The organism is Lysinibacillus sp. FSL H8-0500 (assembly GCF_038051955.1).
In the GTDB taxonomy this organism is placed as follows: domain Bacteria; phylum Bacillota; class Bacilli; order Bacillales_A; family Planococcaceae; genus Lysinibacillus; species Lysinibacillus macroides.
Map to the genome: position 1 here is coordinate 1253814 of NZ_CP150292.1, position 18083 is coordinate 1271896.

Sequence of the window (18083 nt, forward strand, 5' to 3'; positions counted from 1 at the left end):
GAGGGACACAAATGAAGGTTCGCGATATTGGGGTTTTAGGTGCGGTTATTTTAATCGTTGCGATGCTCATCATCCCTCTTCCTCCGTGGATGTTAAGTTTCTTAATTGTCATTAATATTACATTTGGCATAATTGTACTGCTAACAGCAATGAGTATGAAGGAGGCATTGGATTTTTCAATTTTCCCTTCAGTGATTTTACTGTTAACCTTGTTCCGATTAGGCTTAAGCGTTTCGACAACCCGTGCGATCTTAGCGAATGGGGATGCAGGGGCTGTAGTTGAAACCTTTGGTGACTTCGTAGTTGGAGGAAATATTCTTGTTGGTTTAGTTGTCTTCTTAATTCTTGTGCTCATTCAGTTTATTGTTATTACAAAGGGCTCGGAGCGTGTGGCTGAGGTAGCAGCTCGTTTCACGCTTGATGCGATGCCTGGTAAACAAATGAGTATTGATGCTGACTTAAATGCAGGAATTATTTCCGAAAAAGAGGCACGTGAACGACGTGAAAAAGTAGCAGGAGAAGCAGATTTCTATGGGGCGATGGATGGTGCTACAAAATTTGTAAAGGGAGATGCCATTGCCTCAATGGTAATGGTTATTATCAATTTACTATTTGGTATTATCATCGGTGTAGTGCAAATGGGTTTACCATTTGCCGAGGCAGCGACTCATTTTTCGAAGCTAACAGTAGGAGATGGTATTGTTTCTCAAATTCCTGCACTGCTGATTTCAACGGCAACAGGGATTGTCGTAACACGTGCTTCCTCTAAAGGAAGTCTTGGAGAGGATATCACAGGACAGCTATTTGCCCAAGCAAAATTGCTTTATGTAGCTGGTGGTACAATTACATTATTAGGGTTATTTACGCCAATTCCTAACTGGGTGACGCTCCCAATCGGTGGTTCATTGATAGCTGGTGCCTATATGATGGATCGTAAGAAGCCTGAGGATGAAGAGGAATTACTTGAGATTGAGGAAGAAGTGGCAACAGATGGTATGAAAAGCCCTGAGAACGTTGTGAATTTATTAAATGTGGACCCTATCGAATTTGAATTTGGCTATGGATTAATTCCTTTAGTAGATGCCGCACAAGGTGGAGATTTATTAGACCGTGTTATTATGATTCGTCGGCAGCTAGCATTAGAATTAGGGATAGTAATTCCAGTTGTCCGTATTCGTGATAATATTCAGCTTCAGCCAAATGAATACCGCATTAAAATTAAAGGAAATGAAATGGCACGAGGCGAACTATTACTGGATCATTATCTAGCAATGAGTCCAGGAGACGATGATTCGATTGAAGGCATTGATACAGTTGAGCCTTCATTTGGATTACCTGCTAAATGGATTACAGAGCAAGTAAAAGAAGAGGCAGAAATGTTTGGCTATACAGTTGTAGACCCACCAAGTGTAGTTTCTACACACTTAACAGAAGTGATTCGGGCAAATGCGCACGAATTGCTAGGGCGTCAAGAAACAAAGCAATTAATCGATCATTTACGCCAAACACATTCCATTTTAGTCGAAGAATTAACACCTACACCTTTATCTATAGGAGAAATCCAAAAGGTACTTGGCAAACTGCTACGAGAAAATGTTTCGGTACGTAACTTACCAATTATTTTTGAAACATTGGCAGACTATGCTAAGCTAACAAGTGATACAGATATTTTAACAGAATATGTGCGTCAGTCGCTGGCACGTCAAATAACAGCGCAGTATGTTGGTGATAGTCCAGCCCTAAAGGTTATTACAGTGTCAGGAAAAGTAGAAAAAATGATTGCGGATAGTATTCAACAAACAGATCATGGTAATTACTTAGCAATGGACCCTCAAGATTCACAAACAATATTAGAAACGATTGCTGGGGAAGTAGAACGCGTTTCCTTTATGGAACAATCTGCCATTATTTTATGCTCGCCAGCAGTGCGCATGTACTTACGACAGTTAACAGAACGTTATTTCCCGCAAATTCCAGTTCTCTCTTATAATGAATTGGATGCTTCGGTTGAAATTCAAAGTGTTGGGGTGGTGAATGTTCAATGAAAATGAAAAAATACTATGCATCTTCCATACCAGAAGCGATGAAGCAAGTGCGGGCAGAATTAGGTGAGGACGCTGTTATATTAAACTCAAAAGTAGTCATAACAAAGAAATTTTTCGGAATGATTAAAAAGAAAAGCTTTGAAGTAGTTGCAGGTGTCGATACAATAGAACCAAATCATCTGATGCCACCACCTGCAATATTACCTGCAACAACAAAAGACAATGCAAGGTTACAAGAGATTACCAATGCTATTCAAGCCAAAATTCATCAGGATCAACCACAGCCAAATACTATAAATGAGGACACTGGTATTTCTGAAGAATTGAGGAAGGAAATTGCAGATTTAAAATCTTTAATGCAATCGATGCATAAAAAGACTACCAAAGCTCAATATCCCGATGAACTCTTACCCTTCATTGAATACTTAAAACAGCAAGAGCTAAGTGAAGAGCTCATCACAACGATTGGTGATGAGCTTTTTATGTATTTCAAAGAAGCATCAGAAATAAATTTTTCACAATGCAAATTGATCACAAAAAATTTATTGCGTAAAAAGTTAGAGAACCTTCCAATTGGAGGGTTGTCCTATGAACGGAAATATATTAATGTTTTAGGTCCAACAGGCGTTGGCAAGACAACGACTATCGCCAAAATGGCAGCGAGAGCTGTATTAGAAAAAAAGAAAAAAATAGGCTTTATAACAACAGATACTTACCGAATTGCTGCCATTGAGCAACTAAAAACATATGCAGGACTGTTACAGGCCCCTGTTGAAATTGCTTATAATGCAACAGACTTTGAACAAGCCATTCAAAAGCTATCGTATTTAGATTTAGTGTTTATTGATACAGCAGGTCGAAATTATAAAGAAACAAAATATGTAGATGATCTCCAACGTCTTATTAAATTTGATGATCAAGCAGAATCCTTTTTAGTGCTTGCCATGACTACGAAAGAAAAGGATATGGCGAACATTGTAGATCAATTTAAGCAGTTACCAATTGAAAAATTCATTTTTACAAAAATTGATGAAACAAATTCTATTGGCACAATGATCAATTTAATGATTAAATATACTAAAGGACTTGCTTACTATACAAATGGTCAAGAAGTACCAGAGGATATTGAAGAAGCTGATTTAGAAGCAGTACTTAATTTGTTTTTTCAAGGTGAAGAAAAATGAGAGACCAAGCTGAAACATTACGCTTGAAAATGATGAGACGGCAAGGCGAATTAGGAAGAGCAATTGCAGTTGTAAGTGGTAAAGGTGGAGTTGGTAAGAGTAACTTCACGATGAATTTTGCTATAACCCTGGCTCAAAAAGGAAAAAAAGTTGCCATTGTAGATATGGATATTGGCATGGGCAATATCAATATTTTAATTGGAAAAAATGCTTCTTATAGTTTAAAAGATTACTTAGAAGGAAATAAGTTGCTAGATGAGGTAATATTTGAAGGGCCCAAAGAATTAAGGTATATTTCAGGTGGATCTGGCATGACGAGTGTCCTGGATTGGTCAGAAGTGATGTTTGAGCGACTTATCCATGCCTTTGAACAGCTTCAAAAGAACTATGATTATATTTTATTTGATATGGGAGCTGGTGCAACAAATTGGTCGTTAGATGTACTTACATCAATTGATGAAATTATCGTCATTTCAACTGCAGAGCCAACTTCTATAACAGATGCGTACTCCATGATGAAATATATTCATGTAAGAGATACAGAGAAGCAATTTTATATTCTCTGTAACCGTGTTTTTAGCAAAGAAGAAGGCATCGAAACAAATGAACGTTTAAAGCTTACGATGAAGCGTTTTTTGGATAAAGACGTTACCATTCTAGGCTCTTTACCTGAAGATCCGGTTGTGCGTAAGGCTGTACGTGAGCAAGTACCGTTTTCACTTGCTCATCCAGACGCACTAATTTCAAAAACATTACAGCTGATAGTCGTTCGTTTCATGGAATATCGTGCAGAAGAAATACATGCACATGACCAGACAACAAAGAAATTTTTAACAAAATTAAGAAGTATTTTTTCGAAAGGGCGTGATTAATTGGACTTTTTACATAAAAGCAAGCTATTAGTTGTGGATGATTCTGCTTTTATGAGAAAGCTAATTAGCGACTTTTTTGTAGGTAGCTCAAAGGTGGAAGTAGTTGGTACAGCTCGAAATGGAAAAGATGCAATTAAAAAAATTCAATCCTTGAAACCAACAGTAGTAACAATGGATATTGAGATGCCTGAAATGAACGGGCTAGACGCTTTGAAAGAAATTATGAAAAAATGCCCAGTTCCTGTAGTAATGCTCTCTAGCACCACACAACATGGAACAGAAAACGCCATAGTAGCAATTGAAAATGGAGCAGTCGATTTTGTCGCTAAGCCAAGCGGAACAATCTCTCTTGATTTACATAAAATTCAAAGTGAACTTGTGTATAAAGTAGAGCAAGCAGCGATGGTGCCAATTTCTAAATTGAAAAACCCTTCTAATAGTAAACACCAACAAGAAACAGTGACAAGAGCGAGTACCGTAATGAAAGAATCACAGCAGCATCAACGAATTCCAACTCCTGTGAATACAATAGCTGGTAAAGTAGAAGCAGCCAGGCCACAGGGAGAATGGAGTAAAGCAGGAAAGAAAATCGTGTTAATTGGCACATCGACAGGAGGACCTCGTGCACTTCAGGAGGTTATCACTAAAATTCCAAAGTCTATTCAAGCGCCCATTTTAATTGTTCAACATATGCCAGCAGGATTTACTAAATCACTTGCTACTCGTCTCGATCAGCTAAGTGAAATTGTTGTAAAAGAGGCTGAACAGGGCGATATTTTGCAAAATGGCATAGCCTATATTGCACCTGGTGGCTATCATTTAAAACTTAGAAAAGTAGGGACGACATTTTGCATTGTCCTTGATAATCAGGAAGCCCCTAGAGCTGGTCATCGGCCTTCTGTAGATGTTATGTTTGAAGATGTTAGTCAATATGGTGATTTTGATAAAATAGCGGTAATCATGACAGGGATGGGGCATGATGGCTCTAACGGACTAAAAGTGTTAAAAAATACTGGAAATGTCATAGCTATTGCAGAATCAGCAGGAACTTGCATTGTATATGGTATGCCAAAAGCAGCAGTAGAAACGCAGCTTGTTGATGAAGTTGCAGATGTAGATGATATTGCACAAACGATAATGAAATATTTGCCTTAAAAGGGGTGTCCTCTTATGGAAGTCAATCAATATTTAGAGATGTTTATTGAAGAAAGTAAAGAGCATTTACAAGCATGTAGTGAGCATTTATTAGAATTAGAAAAAAGTCCAGACGATTTGGCAATTGTAGGAGAAATCTTCCGTTCGGCACATACATTAAAAGGTATGTCCGCTACAATGGGCTTCGAAGATTTAGCAGATTTAACACATAAAATGGAAAATGTTTTAGATGCTATTCGTAATGAGAAAATTCATGTAACGCCTGAAATTTTAGATGTTGTCTTTGAATCTGTGGATCATTTAGAAGAAATGGTGATGGATATTGCAAGCGGTGGAGATGGCAAGCGAGACGTATCTTCAACGGTTGCTCAGCTTAAACGGATAGAACTAGGTGAAGAAGCCATAGCGGTGCCTGAAGTGGCGACAACAGAAGTTGTTGAGCCAGCAGCAGAAAGCACGTTGGAGTATGATAGCTTTGAACAAACCGTGATTAGCCAATCTTCTGAACAAGGGTTCCACGCATATGAGATTTCAGTAAAATTACGTGATGATTGTCTACTGAAGGCTGCACGAGTATTTATGGTATTTGAGATTTTAGAAAAAGATGGGGATGTTATTAAAGCAAGTCCATCTGTTGAAAAGCTTGAGGATGAACAATTTGACCAACAGTTTTATGTAGCATTTGTTACAAAAGAATCAGCTGAAGATATGCAGAAAAAGTTAATGAAAGTTTCTGAGGTTGACGAAGTAGCTGTAACATCGATTAATCAAAAGGCATTTAGTGAAAAAGAGTATGAACCACAGAAAGAAGTAGCCGTGACCGTAGAGGAGGTGGCTGCACCAGCTCCTGTTGTGCCAGCACAAGCTGAACCTGTAGCGAAACCTAAAAAAGCTACCAAGACTGATAAAAATCAACATGCGCCTGTTGGCAATAAAACGATTCGTGTCAATATTGAACGTCTCGATATTTTAATGAACTTATTTGAGGAATTAGTAATTGATCGTGGTCGATTACAATCTATCTCAACAGAAGTAAACCATGGTGAGCTTAATGAAACGGTAGAGCGTATGAGTCGTGTCATGGGTGATCTACAAACAATCATATTAACAATGCGAATGGTTCCTGTTGAAACAGTGTTTAATCGTTTCCCGAAAATGATTCGTCAGTTATCACGTGACTTGAATAAGAAAATTAATCTTGAAATTATTGGTGCTGAAACAGAGCTTGATCGTACAGTTATCGATGAGATTGGCGACCCACTTGTCCACTTAATCCGTAATTCTGTGGATCATGGTATTGAGAACCCAACTGCTCGTCGTGCAAAAGGTAAACCTGAAGAAGGAACAGTTGTGCTGCGTGCTTATCATAGTGGAAACTATGTCTTTATTGAAATTGAGGATGATGGTGCGGGTATTAACCGTGAAAAGGTATTAGCAAAAGCTATTGCTAAAGGCGTTGTCACACTAGAGCAATCCTATGCAATGTCTGATAGGCAAATTAATGAGCTAATTTTAGCTTCAGGCTTCTCGACAGCAGATGTTATTTCTGATGTATCAGGTCGAGGTGTAGGGTTAGACGTTGTAAAAACAACAATTGAATCACTTGGTGGTAATATTTCCATTGAATCTACCCAAGATGTAGGCTCAAAATTCTCTATTCAATTACCACTGACATTATCGATTATTTCAGTAATGCTTGTGGAGATTGAAAAGGAGATTTATGCAATTCCACTATCATCTATTATTGAAACATCTATTATCCGTTCATCTGAGATTATGAATGCACATAATCAAAAAGTAATCGACTTCCGTGGTAAGGTTGTGCCATTGGTATTCTTAGAGGAAATTTTTGAAGTGCCTCGCAAAGAGCAGCAAGATGAGGAATTCCATTCGGTAGTAATCGTTCGAAAAGGTGAAAAACTTGCTGGTTTAGTGGTAGATTCCTTCATTGGGCAACAAGAAATTGTCTTGAAATCACTAGGGAATTACTTAACAAATATCTTTGCTATTTCAGGTGCAACAATTTTAGGTAACGGAAAAGTAGCCTTAATTGTCGATTGCAACGCACTAATTAAATAAGGTGAATGAATAGAGAGGTGTAAAGTATGACAAATGCAGTGGAACAAGAAAGTATTAAAGTTATTGTTTTTCAATTAGCAGATAAAGAATATGCAATTCCTGTCTCTCATGTACAAGGAATCGAAAAATTAATGCATATTACACGTGTACCAAAAACAGTGAATTATGTGAAGGGTGTCATTAATCTACGCGGTGTCGTAACGCCAATTGTTGATTTACGTGAACGCTTTGAATTACCGATTTCTAAACATGAGGAAGCAACACGCATTATTATTATTTCATTAGAAGATATGGAAGTAGGCTTTGTTGTAGATTCTGCCAATGATGTAATTGATATTCCTGCAAATGCTATTGAACCACAGCCAGAGGTTGTTGGTTCATTGGAGGAGGAATTTATTTCAGGCGTGGCAAAAGTAGGGAAGCGGTTATTAATTTTATTGCATTTAGAGAAAGTATTAAATCCACTAAAGTAGGGATCGATAATGACATTTAATCAAAAAATTACATCACTACATTTAGATGTATTGAAGGAAATTGGAAATATCGGTGCTGCACATGCCGCGACAGCACTTTCCAATTTACTAGGGAAAAAAATTGATATGCGTGTCCCAAAGGTAGAGATGGTCTCTTTTCATGATATGATGGAGCTTGCTGGCGGATCGGAAAATGTTGTTGTTGGTATCTACCTTCGCATTGAAGGAGATGCAGAAGGGAGCATGTTTTTTATCCTACCTATTGAGCAAGCGAACCGTTTTATTCGTCGCCTGCTTTATGATGAAACATTTGATTTTAAAAAACGACCTGTTTCTGAGCTAGGCCTGTCGGCTATGCAGGAGATGGGGAATATTTTATCAGGCTCCTATTTATCTGCCTTATCTGATTTTACTAATTTAAAAATTTACCCGACTGTGCCCGGGTTAAGTGTTGATATGTTTGGTGCGATTATTAGTATCGGCTTAATCGAATTATCACATGTGAGTGATAATGTTATTGTCATAAATACATCCATTTTTGAAGAAGGTGTTGAGGACCACGAAACAGTAAGAGGTCATTTCTTCTTGCTACCAGATCCAGATTCTTTTGATGCTATTTTTAAAGCATTAGGAGTTTCATAATGATGCTAAATAGTAGTGGGCAAGTGATTAAAGTGGGAATTGCACAAATGGATGTAGTAAAGCTGCCAAACACAATTCGAACGTCAGGTCTTGGCTCCTGTGTTGGCGTTATTTTATATGATGAGTCAAAGAAAATTGCTGGTTTGATCCATGTAATGTTACCAGATTCTAGTTTAGGAAGAACGGAGTCACTGAATGTAGCAAAATTTGCCGATACAAGTATCGTAGCAATGATAGACCTATTAAAATTAGAAGGTGTTCAAAAATTTAAATTAAAGGCAAAAATTGCGGGGGGCGCGCAGATGTTCCAGTTTACTTCAGATAAGGATACAATGCGTATTGGCCCTCGCAATGTGGAAGCTGTCAAGAATGAGTTGAAACGACATGGTATTCCTTTAGTGGCTGAGGATACTGGTGGAAATAGTGGCCGAACGATTGAATTTAATCCTGAAACATCCATCTTACACATTCGAACGGTTAACCAAGGAGTGAGCGAAATCTAATGTTTGGTTCTATATTCTATAACCTTTGGGGAGCGCTAATTGCCTTTTCTGTTTATTTTTTCAGTACCTTTCAAAAACCAGATGCACCTCTTCGTATTATTATCAGCTCCTTTGTTGCAGCCATCATTGCGTTTATCGTTATGTATATCGTACGTTTTTTAATAGCCTATATCCTGTATACACCTGAGGATAATGAGGAAATAATTGAGGGTGAGCAAGATGAAGAAAAAGAACGTCTTGAAGAGCAAAATCAAGAAGCACCAGTAGCTCAGTCTACGGTGGAATTTCAAGATGAGAATTCAGAAGAAATTGCACAAGTCGTACGCACAATGATGAATCGAGAAGAAGAGGAACAGGTAAATGTGTAAAATAGAGAGTCGCCTAGAGCGGCTCTTTTTTAGTGATTTGGAAATAAATCAGAATCCCCATATAGTTGATGCTAAAACAAATGAATTTTTAGCGTATGCTTTTGTCATGTTGCTTTTATCGCAAAAGCTATGCGTCAACTGAGCCACCTTCATGCTAGCTAACTGACAATGGCTTATAAAAATTTTACCGCTATTTGTACCATAGACATGTCTGATAATAGACAAATAAAACAGAGGAATATCAGAGAGACGAGGAGAAACAAATGAAATTACAATGGATTCTTGTTATAATATAGGAAAGGTAACAATATCTTGTGATTTTTTACCAATTCTAATAGTAATAACTAAAATGATCTTAATGAGATCTTTGTTAAACATAGAGACTCAGCATTTAGTAGCAGAAATCAACTTTTTGTTTGACGAGGACGCTTTCATACATATAAAAAAATAACAACCAATAAATTCTTATGAACGAGAAGTGTTATAAACGTGAGTAGTTCGTAGTAAATAGGCATGTAAAGGCGTTTATGAGAGAGGTGGATTTCATGACACAACCAATTTCAAATGATGAGCAAAAACTATGGAATCGCTGGATTAATAAGCGTGATCCAGATGCAGGTGATTTACTAATAAAAAAATATATTTCTTTAGTATCTTATCATGTCCAACGCATCGCTGCAGGTTTACCAAAGAGCGTATCACGTGATGATTTAACAAGCCTAGGAATGGTAGGCTTATTTGATGCGTTAAATAAGTTTGATATTAACAGAGATTTAAAATTTGATACATATGCTTCATTCAGGGTAAGGGGAGCCATTATAGATGGCTTACGCAAAGAAGATTGGTTACCGCGTTCAGCGCGTGAAAGGGCGAAAAAATTAGATGCTCAGATTGAACAGCTTGAGCAAAAATATATGCGTCATGTAACGCCTGAGGAACTTGCGGAGCATATGAAACTACCTGTTGAAGATGTTTATCAAACAGTACAGGAGCATTTTTTTTCAAATGTGTTGTCGATTAACGAACAGCAAGACCAAGAAGAAACGGATGGTAAATCATTTGTCATTCGAGATGATACAATGCAAACACCTGAGCAAGTGATGATCAAATCAGAGCTATTGGATGATTTAGCCGAAAATATTCAAAAGCTTAATGACAAAGAACAGCTTGTCCTTAGTTTATTTTACACAGAAGAATTGACGTTGACTGAAATTGGTGAAATGCTGGAATTATCAACATCGCGTATTTCCCAAATCCATTCAAAAGCGTTATTAAAGCTACGAAAGCTATTATCTACCGAAATGATTAATGCGTAAATATTCTTAAGGGAGAGATTCCAATGAGTTTAAAAGGTGTTGAATTGCAAATAGCTATTCCTAAAACATTTGAAGCTGGTAAAATGGCGGATCAGGCACAGCAACAAGCATTGGCTCAGCAAGCACATGCAAATGAAGCGCACAAAAAAGAAGTGGAACGCAAACAAAAAATCGTTAATACATCAGAGGGTATGGATGAAATTAGTGAGGAAGAAGAAGCTGGTGGCGAATATATAAACGGAAATTATAAAAAAAAGAACAAGAAAAAGCATAAAAAACAGGCGAAACATCCATTTAAAGGGAATTTTGTGGATTTTAGTGGATAGGAGTTTACGTTAACAATGACAACCATACTAATAGCGGTACTATTCTTTTTACAGCTACTATCGTTTTATTTCCTGATTATTTTAAACACAAAGCTAGCGAAATTTAAGGAGTTAGAGAAAAAGCAAGAGCGCTTAATGCGCGAAATGGATGATACGATTAGTATGTATTTAACGGAAATGAAAGATGAGAATGACCGCTTTATTCAAGAGCTACAAAATGTTTCACAGCCAGCACTAGCATCAACGAGCATTCAGCACACAGCACCAGTAATGGAACAAAAGCATTCTTCTTTGTCAACAGTACAACAGAAAAAAGAGGATAGCTCTACAACACTAGAAGCGGATACTCGGGTTTATGTACCTAAAAATATAGTAGCCAATGCCTATTCGCGTCAGCAGCAGGCTAGCGCTAATAATAGTCCTGTAGTTCCAACGACGACAGCCAATCACGAGCAAAAGAAAGAACAGACATTAACATTGGAGCAACAAGTGCTAGAATTGATGAAACAAGGAAAAACATCAGAAGAAATAGCAAAACAACTGCAAAAGGGCAAAACAGAAATTGAGCTTTTACTGAAATTTCAGCACTAAATTGTTGCGAATAGCTTTAAGCTATGATATAGTTGCAAATGGTGTTATTACTACACACGCATTTTGATGTAGTAAGTGGTGCTCTTATGTTAAGGGTAGCTTGTTGCAAATGATAGATGCGGAGGATCAAAACCAAACATATTAGGAGGAAATTCAAATGTCAGTAATTTCTATGAAACAATTACTTGAAGCTGGTGTACATTTCGGTCACCAAACTCGTCGTTGGAACCCAAAAATGAAGAAATATATCTTTGTTGAGCGTAACGGCATCTATATCATCGACTTACAAAAAACTGTTAAAAAATTAGAGGAAGCTTATGACTTCATGCGTCAAGTTGGTCAAGATGGTGGTAAAGTTCTTTTCGTTGGTACGAAAAAACAAGCACAAGAAGCGATCAAAGATGAAGCTGAACGTTCAGGCAACTACTATATCAACCAACGTTGGTTAGGTGGTACTCTTACAAACTTCGGTACAATTCAAAAACGTGTTGCACGTCTGAAACAAATCGAAAAAATGGAAGAAGAAGGAACTTTCGAAGTTCTACCTAAAAAAGAAGTAATCCAACTAAAAAAAGAACACGAACGTCTAACTAAATTCTTAGGCGGTATCCGTGATATGCATGAGCTTCCAGACGTAATGTTCGTGGTTGACCCACGTAAAGAACGCATTGCAGTTGCTGAAGCTCGTAAATTAAACATCCCTCTAGTAGGTATTGTTGATACAAACTGTGATCCAGATGAAATCGACTACGTAATCCCTGCTAACGATGATGCTATTCGTGCTGTTAAACTTTTAACTGCTAAAATGGCTGACGCTTTAATCGAGTCAAAACAAGGTGAAGAGGAAGCTCCAGCTGCTGAAGCTGTTGCTGCTGAGTAATTCACGTTTACAAAAAGGTGATAAGTGGCTCAAACCTCTTATCACCTTTTTTAGAACCTAGCAATAAATTTTGTTCAACCAATTTGAGGAGGAAACACTAAATGGCAAACATTACTGCACAATTAGTAAAAGAATTACGCGAAAAAACTGGCGCTGGTATGATGGATTGTAAAAAAGCGTTAGTACAAACTGAAGGTAACCTAGAAGCTGCAATCGACTTCCTACGTGAAAAAGGTCTTTCTTCAGCTGCTAAAAAGGCTGACCGTGTTGCTGCAGAAGGGACAACTTATATTTTAGAACAAGGTAATGAAGCAATTATCTTAGAAGTAAACGCTGAAACTGACTTCGTTGCAAAAAACGATAAATTCCAAGTACTAGTTGCTTCTTTAGCAGAGCAATTACTTACTGCTAAACCAGCATCAGTGGAAGATGCATTAGAGCTTGCAAATGCAGAAGGTGTAAAAATTGCTGACCAAATTTCAACGGCTGTTGCAACAATTGGTGAAAAAATTACACTTCGTCGTTTCGAAATTAAAACAAAAACGGATGCAGATGCATTCGGTTCTTATTTACACATGGGCGGCCGTATCGGTGTATTAGTAACTTTAGAAGGTTCTACTGATGCAGCAGCTGCTAAAGATGTTGCAATGCACATTGCAGCTATTAACCCAACTTACGTTTCTCGCGATGAAGTTTCTGCTGAAGAGGTTGAACGTGAGCGTAAAGTATTGACAGAGCAAGCGCTTAACGAAGGTAAACCAGAAAACATCGTTGCGAAAATGGTTGAAGGTCGTCTTGGTAAATATTTCGAAGATGTTTGCTTACTTGATCAAACTTTTGTTAAAAATTCAGATCAAAAAGTACGTGATTTTGTAGCTTCAACTGGTGGTTCTGTAAACAGCTTTGTACGTTACGCTGTTGGTGAAGGTATCGAAAAACGTGAAGATAACTTTGCAGAGGAAGTAATGAGCCAAGTTAAAGGTAACTAATTTAGCTTGCATTTGATCCTAATCAAATAATCACTAGATTTTCTAGGCGAAAAATGGGGAACACAACATAGCGTGTTCCCTATTTTTCCGAAATAAAAGAAAAAATAAGATAATTTTCTATTCTGCCTTATTCACAGCTAGCAATTATTGTACTATATACTATAATGGTAAAGGGAATAGAGTAGTTTTAAATAAAGTCTTACGGAGGTTTACAATGAGTGTGCCGCAATATAAACGAGTTGTTATTAAATTAAGTGGTGAAGCGTTAGCAGGAGAAGCGGGCTTCGGTTTATCACCCAAAATAATCAAGGCTGTTGCAGAAGAAGTAAAAGAAGTAGTAGATCTTGATGTAGAAGTTGCTGTTGTTGTAGGTGGCGGTAATATTTGGCGTGGGAAAATTGGTAGCGAAATGGGTATGGATCGCGCAGCAGCTGACTATATGGGTATGCTTGCTACAGTGATGAATTCCCTTGCTTTACAAGATGCCCTTGAAAAGCTAGGCATTGAAACACGCGTTCAATCTTCTATTGTGATGACACAAGTGGCAGAGCCATACATTCGTCGCAAGGCAGTCCGTCATTTAGAAAAAAAACGTGTTGTGATCTTTGCAGCAGGAACAGGTAACCCATTCTTCTCAACAGATACAACTGCCGCATTACGCGCAGCAGAAATTGACGCAGATGCGATTTTAATGGCGAAAAATAATGTTGATGGCGTTTATTCAGCAGATCCAAAATTGGATGCGACAGCTATTAAATATGATACACTCACATACTTAGATGTTATCCAACAAGGCTTACAAGTAATGGATTCGACAGCTTCTACGTTATGTATGGATAATGATATTCCGCTAATTGTTTTCTCAATTACGGAACCAGGTAATATTAAACGTGCTGTACAAGGCGAAAAAATCGGAACGGTTGTTAGGAGGAATGCATAATGGCTAAACAAGTATTAGAACAAGCAAAAGAAAAAATGAATAAAACAATTGCAGCTTTTACACGTGAATTATCATCAATTCGTGCAGGTCGTGCCAACGCATCGTTACTAGATCGTATTACAGTTGATTATTATGGCGCGCCAACACCCATTAATCAGCTTGCGGGGGTTTCTGTGCCAGAAGCTCGCTTATTAGTAATTACACCTTATGATAAAACGATTCTAGGAGATATCGAAAAGGCAATTATGAAATCAGATATTGGTATCACACCAACAAATGATGGCTCTGTTATTCGTTTAACAATCCCTGCTCTAACAGAAGAGCGCCGTAAGGATTTAGTGAAGCAAGTGAAAAAAGAAGCAGAAGACGCAAAAATTGCTGTTCGTAATGTTCGTCGTGATGCCAATGATGATCTAAAAAAACTTGAAAAAGCTGGCGAAATCACAGAAGATGATCTACGCGGCTATGGTGAAGATATTCAAAAATTAACAGATGACTTCATTGTAAAAGTAGATCAAGTAATGAAAGATAAAGAAAAAGAAATTTTAGAGGTGTAAACAGACGTTTTACATGTCTATGATGGAACTTTTTGATGAGATAAAGGCGTCCTATACTTAACAGGACGTCTTTTCTCTTTACGATCTAGTAAGCTAAGAATAGGGAAAAGGGTAATATTCAGTCATACTCTTTATGAAGAGAGTGGATGGACATAATACATCATCTCCATTAAAGATGCTGGTAGGTTTTCATTTCTAAAAGTCTATATGAAAAATTCATTGTGTGTATAGTTCTAAAATAAGCTAGTTTATACATAGTCAATTTAGAGGGAAAAAAAAGACAAAGAGCACTTTTGTTTGTTATGATAGATTAGTATACGTCCGATTAGTTGTAGTGGGGGAGTTAGCATGTTTAAAAAGCTATTAGGTAAACAAATAAATATGGATACACTATCATTGGAGGAGCGTGTGGCTCTTACTAAAAGCGAGCCGATTCCTGCCCATGTAGCGATTATTATGGACGGAAATGGACGTTGGGCAAAGAAAAGAGCTATGCCACGTGTTGCTGGTCATCATGAAGGAATGAAGACCGTACGTAAGGTCACAAGATTTGCATCAGACTTAGGTATTAAAGTATTAACAGTGTATGCCTTTTCTACAGAGAACTGGAAGCGACCAAAACCTGAGGTCGATTTTTTGATGCGCCTGCCTGTTGAATTTTTAGGTTCTTTTTTACCTGAAATGATGGAGCGTAATGTACGTGTTGAAATGATTGGGGACCCATCTTTATTACCTGCCCATACGCAAAAAGCGTTGTTTGAGGCAATGGAAGAAACGAAGCATAATACAGGGCTTGTTTTAAATTTTGCATTGAATTATGGCAGTCGTTCTGAAATGGTCAATGCCATGAAGATAATGCTTCAAAAAGTACAGGACGGTCAATTAACAATGCAGGACATAACAGAAGATTGCTTAACATCTCATTTAATGACGGCCCATTTACCTGAGCCAGATCTTTTAATTCGCACAAGTGGTGAAGTGCGATTAAGTAACTTTATGCTATGGCAGCTCGCCTATACAGAATTTTGGTTTACAGATACATTGTGGCCAGATTTTAGTGAGGAAACCTTACTGGAAGCGGTGGAAAACTATCAGAAACGTAATCGCCGTTACGGTGGGTTGAAGGGAGAAGAAACAACTTGAAACAACGAATTATCACGGCAATCATCGCAGCAGCACTTTTTATTCCGTTCGTAATTTATGGAAAAGTACCATTTACCATACTTGTGCTTGCAATGGCTATTGTCGGTTTTTATGAAATACTCAAAATGAAAGGCATTTCGATTTTTTCTGTGCCCGGCTTCTTAGGGCTGATCACCTTAACTTTGCTTGTTATACCACAGAGCTGGAATGAGAAGATGGTAGCGCCCATAGGCTATTCCTCTAATTTAATGATCGTCTATGGTCTTGTGATGTTATTACTTATTTATGTGGTCCTTGTCAAAAATAAAATAACTTTTGATGAGGTTGCCTTTATTTTATTAGGCGCATTTTATGTAGGATTAGGATTCCATTATTTAATTGAAACAAGAAATGTGGGATTAGAATATGTTGTTTATTGTTTATTAGTCGTTTGGACAACCGATTCAGGCGCATACTTTGTAGGAAGAAAAATAGGGAAGCATAAGCTATGGCCAGAAATTTCACCAAAGAAAACGATTGAAGGCTTTGTAGGTGGAATTGTCATTGCTGTTATTTTTGCCATTGTGATGCAGCTTATTTATCCGTTTGCAAATGGTATGATCTCACTTATTTTTGTTACAATTTTTGCTTCAATTATTGGTCAAATGGGGGATTTGGTCGAATCCGCTATTAAACGTCATTTTGATGTAAAAGATTCAGGTAATATTTTACCAGGGCATGGTGGTATTTTAGATCGTTTTGATAGTTTATTATTCGTTGTGCCTCTCTTGCATTTTTTACATCTCTTTGGTAATTAACGCATAAACTAAAAGATATCTTGCTACATCATTGCTTAGATAGAAAAAAGGGGATAATATGTTGTGAAAAAAATTAGTTTATTGGGCGCAACAGGTTCAATCGGTTGGCAAACCTACGATATTTTAAAAGAGCAACGTGAGGCTTTTCAATTAGTCGCTTTTTCTTCAGGAAAAAATATTGAGAAAACGCGAGAAATGATTGACACATTGCAGCCTGAGCTTGTATCAGTGCAACTAGAAGAAGATGCACGAATGCTTGCGAAAGATTATCCAGCCATCCAATTTACATTTGGTGCAAAAGGGCTTGTTGAGGTAGCTACACATCCTGATTCAACGGTGCTTGTTAATGCTGTGCTTGGCAGTGTTGGACTTGAATCAACATTAGCAGCAATTCGTATGGGAAAAACAATTGCGATTGCCAATAAAGAAACACTGGTAACGGCTGGACATTTAGTGATGGCAGAGGCAAAAAAATACAATACAACGATTTTGCCTGTTGATAGTGAGCACTCTGCTATATTCCAATCCATGAATGGTGAAAACCCTAAAAATATTGAGCGTCTCATTATTACTGCTTCAGGTGGTAGCTTCCGTGATCAAACACGTGAACAATTAAAACATGTAACGGTAGCAGATGCACTGAATCATCCAAATTGGTCGATGGGCGCAAAGATTACGATTGATTCAGCTACCATGATGAATAAAGGGCTAGAAGTCATTGAAGCACATGTATTATTTGGTATGCCATATGATAAAATAGATGTACTTTTGCATCGAGAAAGTATTATTCACTCTTTAGTTGAGTATCATGATACTAGTGTGATTGCACAGCTAGGCACACCCGATATGCGTGTACCAATCCAATATGCTTTAAGCTATCCAGACCGTATACCATTACAAAATGGTCAGCGACTAAATTTAGCACAAATCGGCCAGCTTCATTTTACAGAAATGGACTTTGAGCGTTACCCAGCATTGCGCTTAGCGTATGAGGCAGGACGCACAGGTGGCACGATTTTAACAGCCATGAATGCAGCCAATGAAGCGGCAGTTGCAGCCTTTTTACAAGGGAAAATCACCTTCCTTGAAATTGATGAAACAATTGAACGTGTCATGCAAGCACATCAAAACATTGCAGTGCCAGATTTACAAACGATATTACATGTAGACAGTGAAACAAGAAAAATAGTGTTAGACATGGTAAAATAACGAAAGCAAGACAT

The 18083-nt window shown here is 37.7% G+C and carries 19 protein-coding genes; all 19 read left to right on the forward strand.

Features of this window, described 5'->3' with window-relative positions:
- Nucleotides 1–11: 11 nt before the first annotated feature.
- The 19 genes from flhA to dxr all read left to right on the forward strand — a co-directional run bounded on the left by flhA (nt 12) and on the right by dxr (nt 18069).
- Nucleotides 12–2045 (forward strand): flagellar biosynthesis protein FlhA, encoded by a 2034-nt coding sequence (gene flhA, locus MHB44_RS05815; protein WP_341301931.1) that lies wholly within the window; start codon nt 12–14, stop codon nt 2043–2045.
- A complete protein-coding gene (gene flhF / locus MHB44_RS05820) occupies nt 2042–3229 on the forward strand; it encodes a flagellar biosynthesis protein FlhF (protein ID WP_341301932.1) in 1188 nt (395 codons plus the stop codon). The genes flhA and flhF overlap by 4 nt, the downstream gene beginning before the upstream one ends.
- Entirely contained in the window at nt 3226–4101 is an 876-nt protein-coding gene (locus MHB44_RS05825) for a MinD/ParA family protein (protein WP_341301933.1), read from the forward strand. The genes flhF and MHB44_RS05825 overlap by 4 nt, the downstream gene beginning before the upstream one ends.
- Nucleotides 4102–5256, forward strand: coding sequence for a chemotaxis response regulator protein-glutamate methylesterase (locus MHB44_RS05830; RefSeq protein WP_341301934.1), 1155 nt, complete (start codon nt 4102–4104; stop codon nt 5254–5256).
- A gap of 15 nt (nt 5257–5271) precedes the next feature.
- Nucleotides 5272–7335, forward strand: a complete 2064-nt coding sequence (locus MHB44_RS05835) for a chemotaxis protein CheA (protein ID WP_341301935.1) — start codon at nt 5272–5274, stop codon at nt 7333–7335.
- Between the two features lie 26 nt (nt 7336–7361).
- A complete protein-coding gene (locus MHB44_RS05840) occupies nt 7362–7808 on the forward strand; it encodes a chemotaxis protein CheW (protein WP_341301936.1) in 447 nt (148 codons plus the stop codon).
- Between the two features lie 9 nt (nt 7809–7817).
- Nucleotides 7818–8450: a chemotaxis protein CheC gene (locus tag MHB44_RS05845; protein WP_053993943.1), complete on the forward strand. Its 633-nt coding sequence runs from the start codon at nt 7818–7820 to the stop codon at nt 8448–8450.
- On the forward strand, nt 8450–8953 hold the full coding sequence (locus tag MHB44_RS05850) for a chemotaxis protein CheD (protein WP_341301937.1): 504 nt from the start codon (nt 8450–8452) through the stop codon (nt 8951–8953). The genes MHB44_RS05845 and MHB44_RS05850 overlap by 1 nt, the downstream gene beginning before the upstream one ends.
- Entirely contained in the window at nt 8953–9321 is a 369-nt protein-coding gene (locus tag MHB44_RS05855) for a hypothetical protein (RefSeq protein WP_341301938.1), read from the forward strand. The genes MHB44_RS05850 and MHB44_RS05855 overlap by 1 nt, the downstream gene beginning before the upstream one ends.
- A 545-nt stretch (nt 9322–9866) precedes the next feature.
- A complete protein-coding gene (locus MHB44_RS05860) occupies nt 9867–10637 on the forward strand; it encodes a FliA/WhiG family RNA polymerase sigma factor (RefSeq protein ID WP_341301939.1) in 771 nt (256 codons plus the stop codon).
- A gap of 23 nt (nt 10638–10660) precedes the next feature.
- Entirely contained in the window at nt 10661–10963 is a 303-nt protein-coding gene (locus MHB44_RS05865) for an RNA polymerase subunit sigma (protein ID WP_341301940.1), read from the forward strand.
- A 15-nt stretch (nt 10964–10978) separates the two neighbouring features.
- Nucleotides 10979–11554: a hypothetical protein gene (locus MHB44_RS05870; protein WP_341301941.1), complete on the forward strand. Its 576-nt coding sequence runs from the start codon at nt 10979–10981 to the stop codon at nt 11552–11554.
- Nucleotides 11555–11711: 157 nt separating this feature from the next.
- Nucleotides 11712–12434 carry a 30S ribosomal protein S2 gene (gene rpsB, locus MHB44_RS05875; RefSeq protein WP_053993949.1) on the forward strand — a complete coding sequence of 241 codons (723 nt, stop codon included), beginning with the start codon at nt 11712–11714 and terminating at the stop codon, nt 12432–12434.
- A 101-nt stretch (nt 12435–12535) separates the two neighbouring features.
- A complete protein-coding gene (gene tsf, locus MHB44_RS05880) occupies nt 12536–13423 on the forward strand; it encodes a translation elongation factor Ts (protein ID WP_341301942.1) in 888 nt (295 codons plus the stop codon).
- Between the two features lie 214 nt (nt 13424–13637).
- Nucleotides 13638–14363 carry a UMP kinase gene (gene pyrH, locus MHB44_RS05885; RefSeq protein WP_053993951.1) on the forward strand — a complete coding sequence of 242 codons (726 nt, stop codon included), beginning with the start codon at nt 13638–13640 and terminating at the stop codon, nt 14361–14363.
- A complete protein-coding gene (gene frr, locus MHB44_RS05890; protein ID WP_341301943.1) occupies nt 14363–14920 on the forward strand; it encodes a ribosome recycling factor in 558 nt (185 codons plus the stop codon). The genes pyrH and frr overlap by 1 nt, the downstream gene beginning before the upstream one ends.
- 348 nt (nt 14921–15268) lie before the next feature.
- Nucleotides 15269–16063: an isoprenyl transferase gene (locus MHB44_RS05895; protein ID WP_341301944.1), complete on the forward strand. Its 795-nt coding sequence runs from the start codon at nt 15269–15271 to the stop codon at nt 16061–16063.
- Nucleotides 16060–16860 (forward strand): phosphatidate cytidylyltransferase, encoded by an 801-nt coding sequence (locus tag MHB44_RS05900; protein WP_341301945.1) that lies wholly within the window; start codon nt 16060–16062, stop codon nt 16858–16860. Before MHB44_RS05895 ends, MHB44_RS05900 begins: the two co-directional genes overlap by 4 nt.
- A gap of 63 nt (nt 16861–16923) precedes the next feature.
- Nucleotides 16924–18069 (forward strand): 1-deoxy-D-xylulose-5-phosphate reductoisomerase, encoded by a 1146-nt coding sequence (gene dxr / locus MHB44_RS05905; RefSeq protein ID WP_341301946.1) that lies wholly within the window; start codon nt 16924–16926, stop codon nt 18067–18069.
- Nucleotides 18070–18083: the final 14 nt, after the last annotated feature.

Bases quoted from the DNA above. Each gene is read 5' to 3' on its own strand.
- MHB44_RS05870 (WP_341301941.1), top strand. From the start codon at position 10,979: ATGACAACCATACTAATAGCGGTACTATTCTTTTTACAGCTACTATCG.
- flhA (WP_341301931.1), top strand. From the start codon at position 12: ATGAAGGTTCGCGATATTGGGGTTTTAGGTGCGGTTATTTTAATCGTT.
- MHB44_RS05855 (WP_341301938.1), top strand. From the start codon at position 8,953: ATGTTTGGTTCTATATTCTATAACCTTTGGGGAGCGCTAATTGCCTTT.
- MHB44_RS05865 (WP_341301940.1), top strand. From the start codon at position 10,661: ATGAGTTTAAAAGGTGTTGAATTGCAAATAGCTATTCCTAAAACATTT.
- rpsB (WP_053993949.1), top strand. From the start codon at position 11,712: ATGTCAGTAATTTCTATGAAACAATTACTTGAAGCTGGTGTACATTTC.
- MHB44_RS05860 (WP_341301939.1), top strand. From the start codon at position 9,867: ATGACACAACCAATTTCAAATGATGAGCAAAAACTATGGAATCGCTGG.
- MHB44_RS05895 (WP_341301944.1), top strand. From the start codon at position 15,269: ATGTTTAAAAAGCTATTAGGTAAACAAATAAATATGGATACACTATCA.
- MHB44_RS05840 (WP_341301936.1), top strand. From the start codon at position 7,362: ATGACAAATGCAGTGGAACAAGAAAGTATTAAAGTTATTGTTTTTCAA.
- pyrH (WP_053993951.1), top strand. From the start codon at position 13,638: ATGAGTGTGCCGCAATATAAACGAGTTGTTATTAAATTAAGTGGTGAA.
- MHB44_RS05845 (WP_053993943.1), top strand. From the start codon at position 7,818: ATGACATTTAATCAAAAAATTACATCACTACATTTAGATGTATTGAAG.
- MHB44_RS05835 (WP_341301935.1), top strand. From the start codon at position 5,272: ATGGAAGTCAATCAATATTTAGAGATGTTTATTGAAGAAAGTAAAGAG.
- frr (WP_341301943.1), top strand. From the start codon at position 14,363: ATGGCTAAACAAGTATTAGAACAAGCAAAAGAAAAAATGAATAAAACA.
- MHB44_RS05825 (WP_341301933.1), top strand. From the start codon at position 3,226: ATGAGAGACCAAGCTGAAACATTACGCTTGAAAATGATGAGACGGCAA.
- flhF (WP_341301932.1), top strand. From the start codon at position 2,042: ATGAAAATGAAAAAATACTATGCATCTTCCATACCAGAAGCGATGAAG.
- MHB44_RS05850 (WP_341301937.1), top strand. From the start codon at position 8,450: ATGATGCTAAATAGTAGTGGGCAAGTGATTAAAGTGGGAATTGCACAA.
- tsf (WP_341301942.1), top strand. From the start codon at position 12,536: ATGGCAAACATTACTGCACAATTAGTAAAAGAATTACGCGAAAAAACT.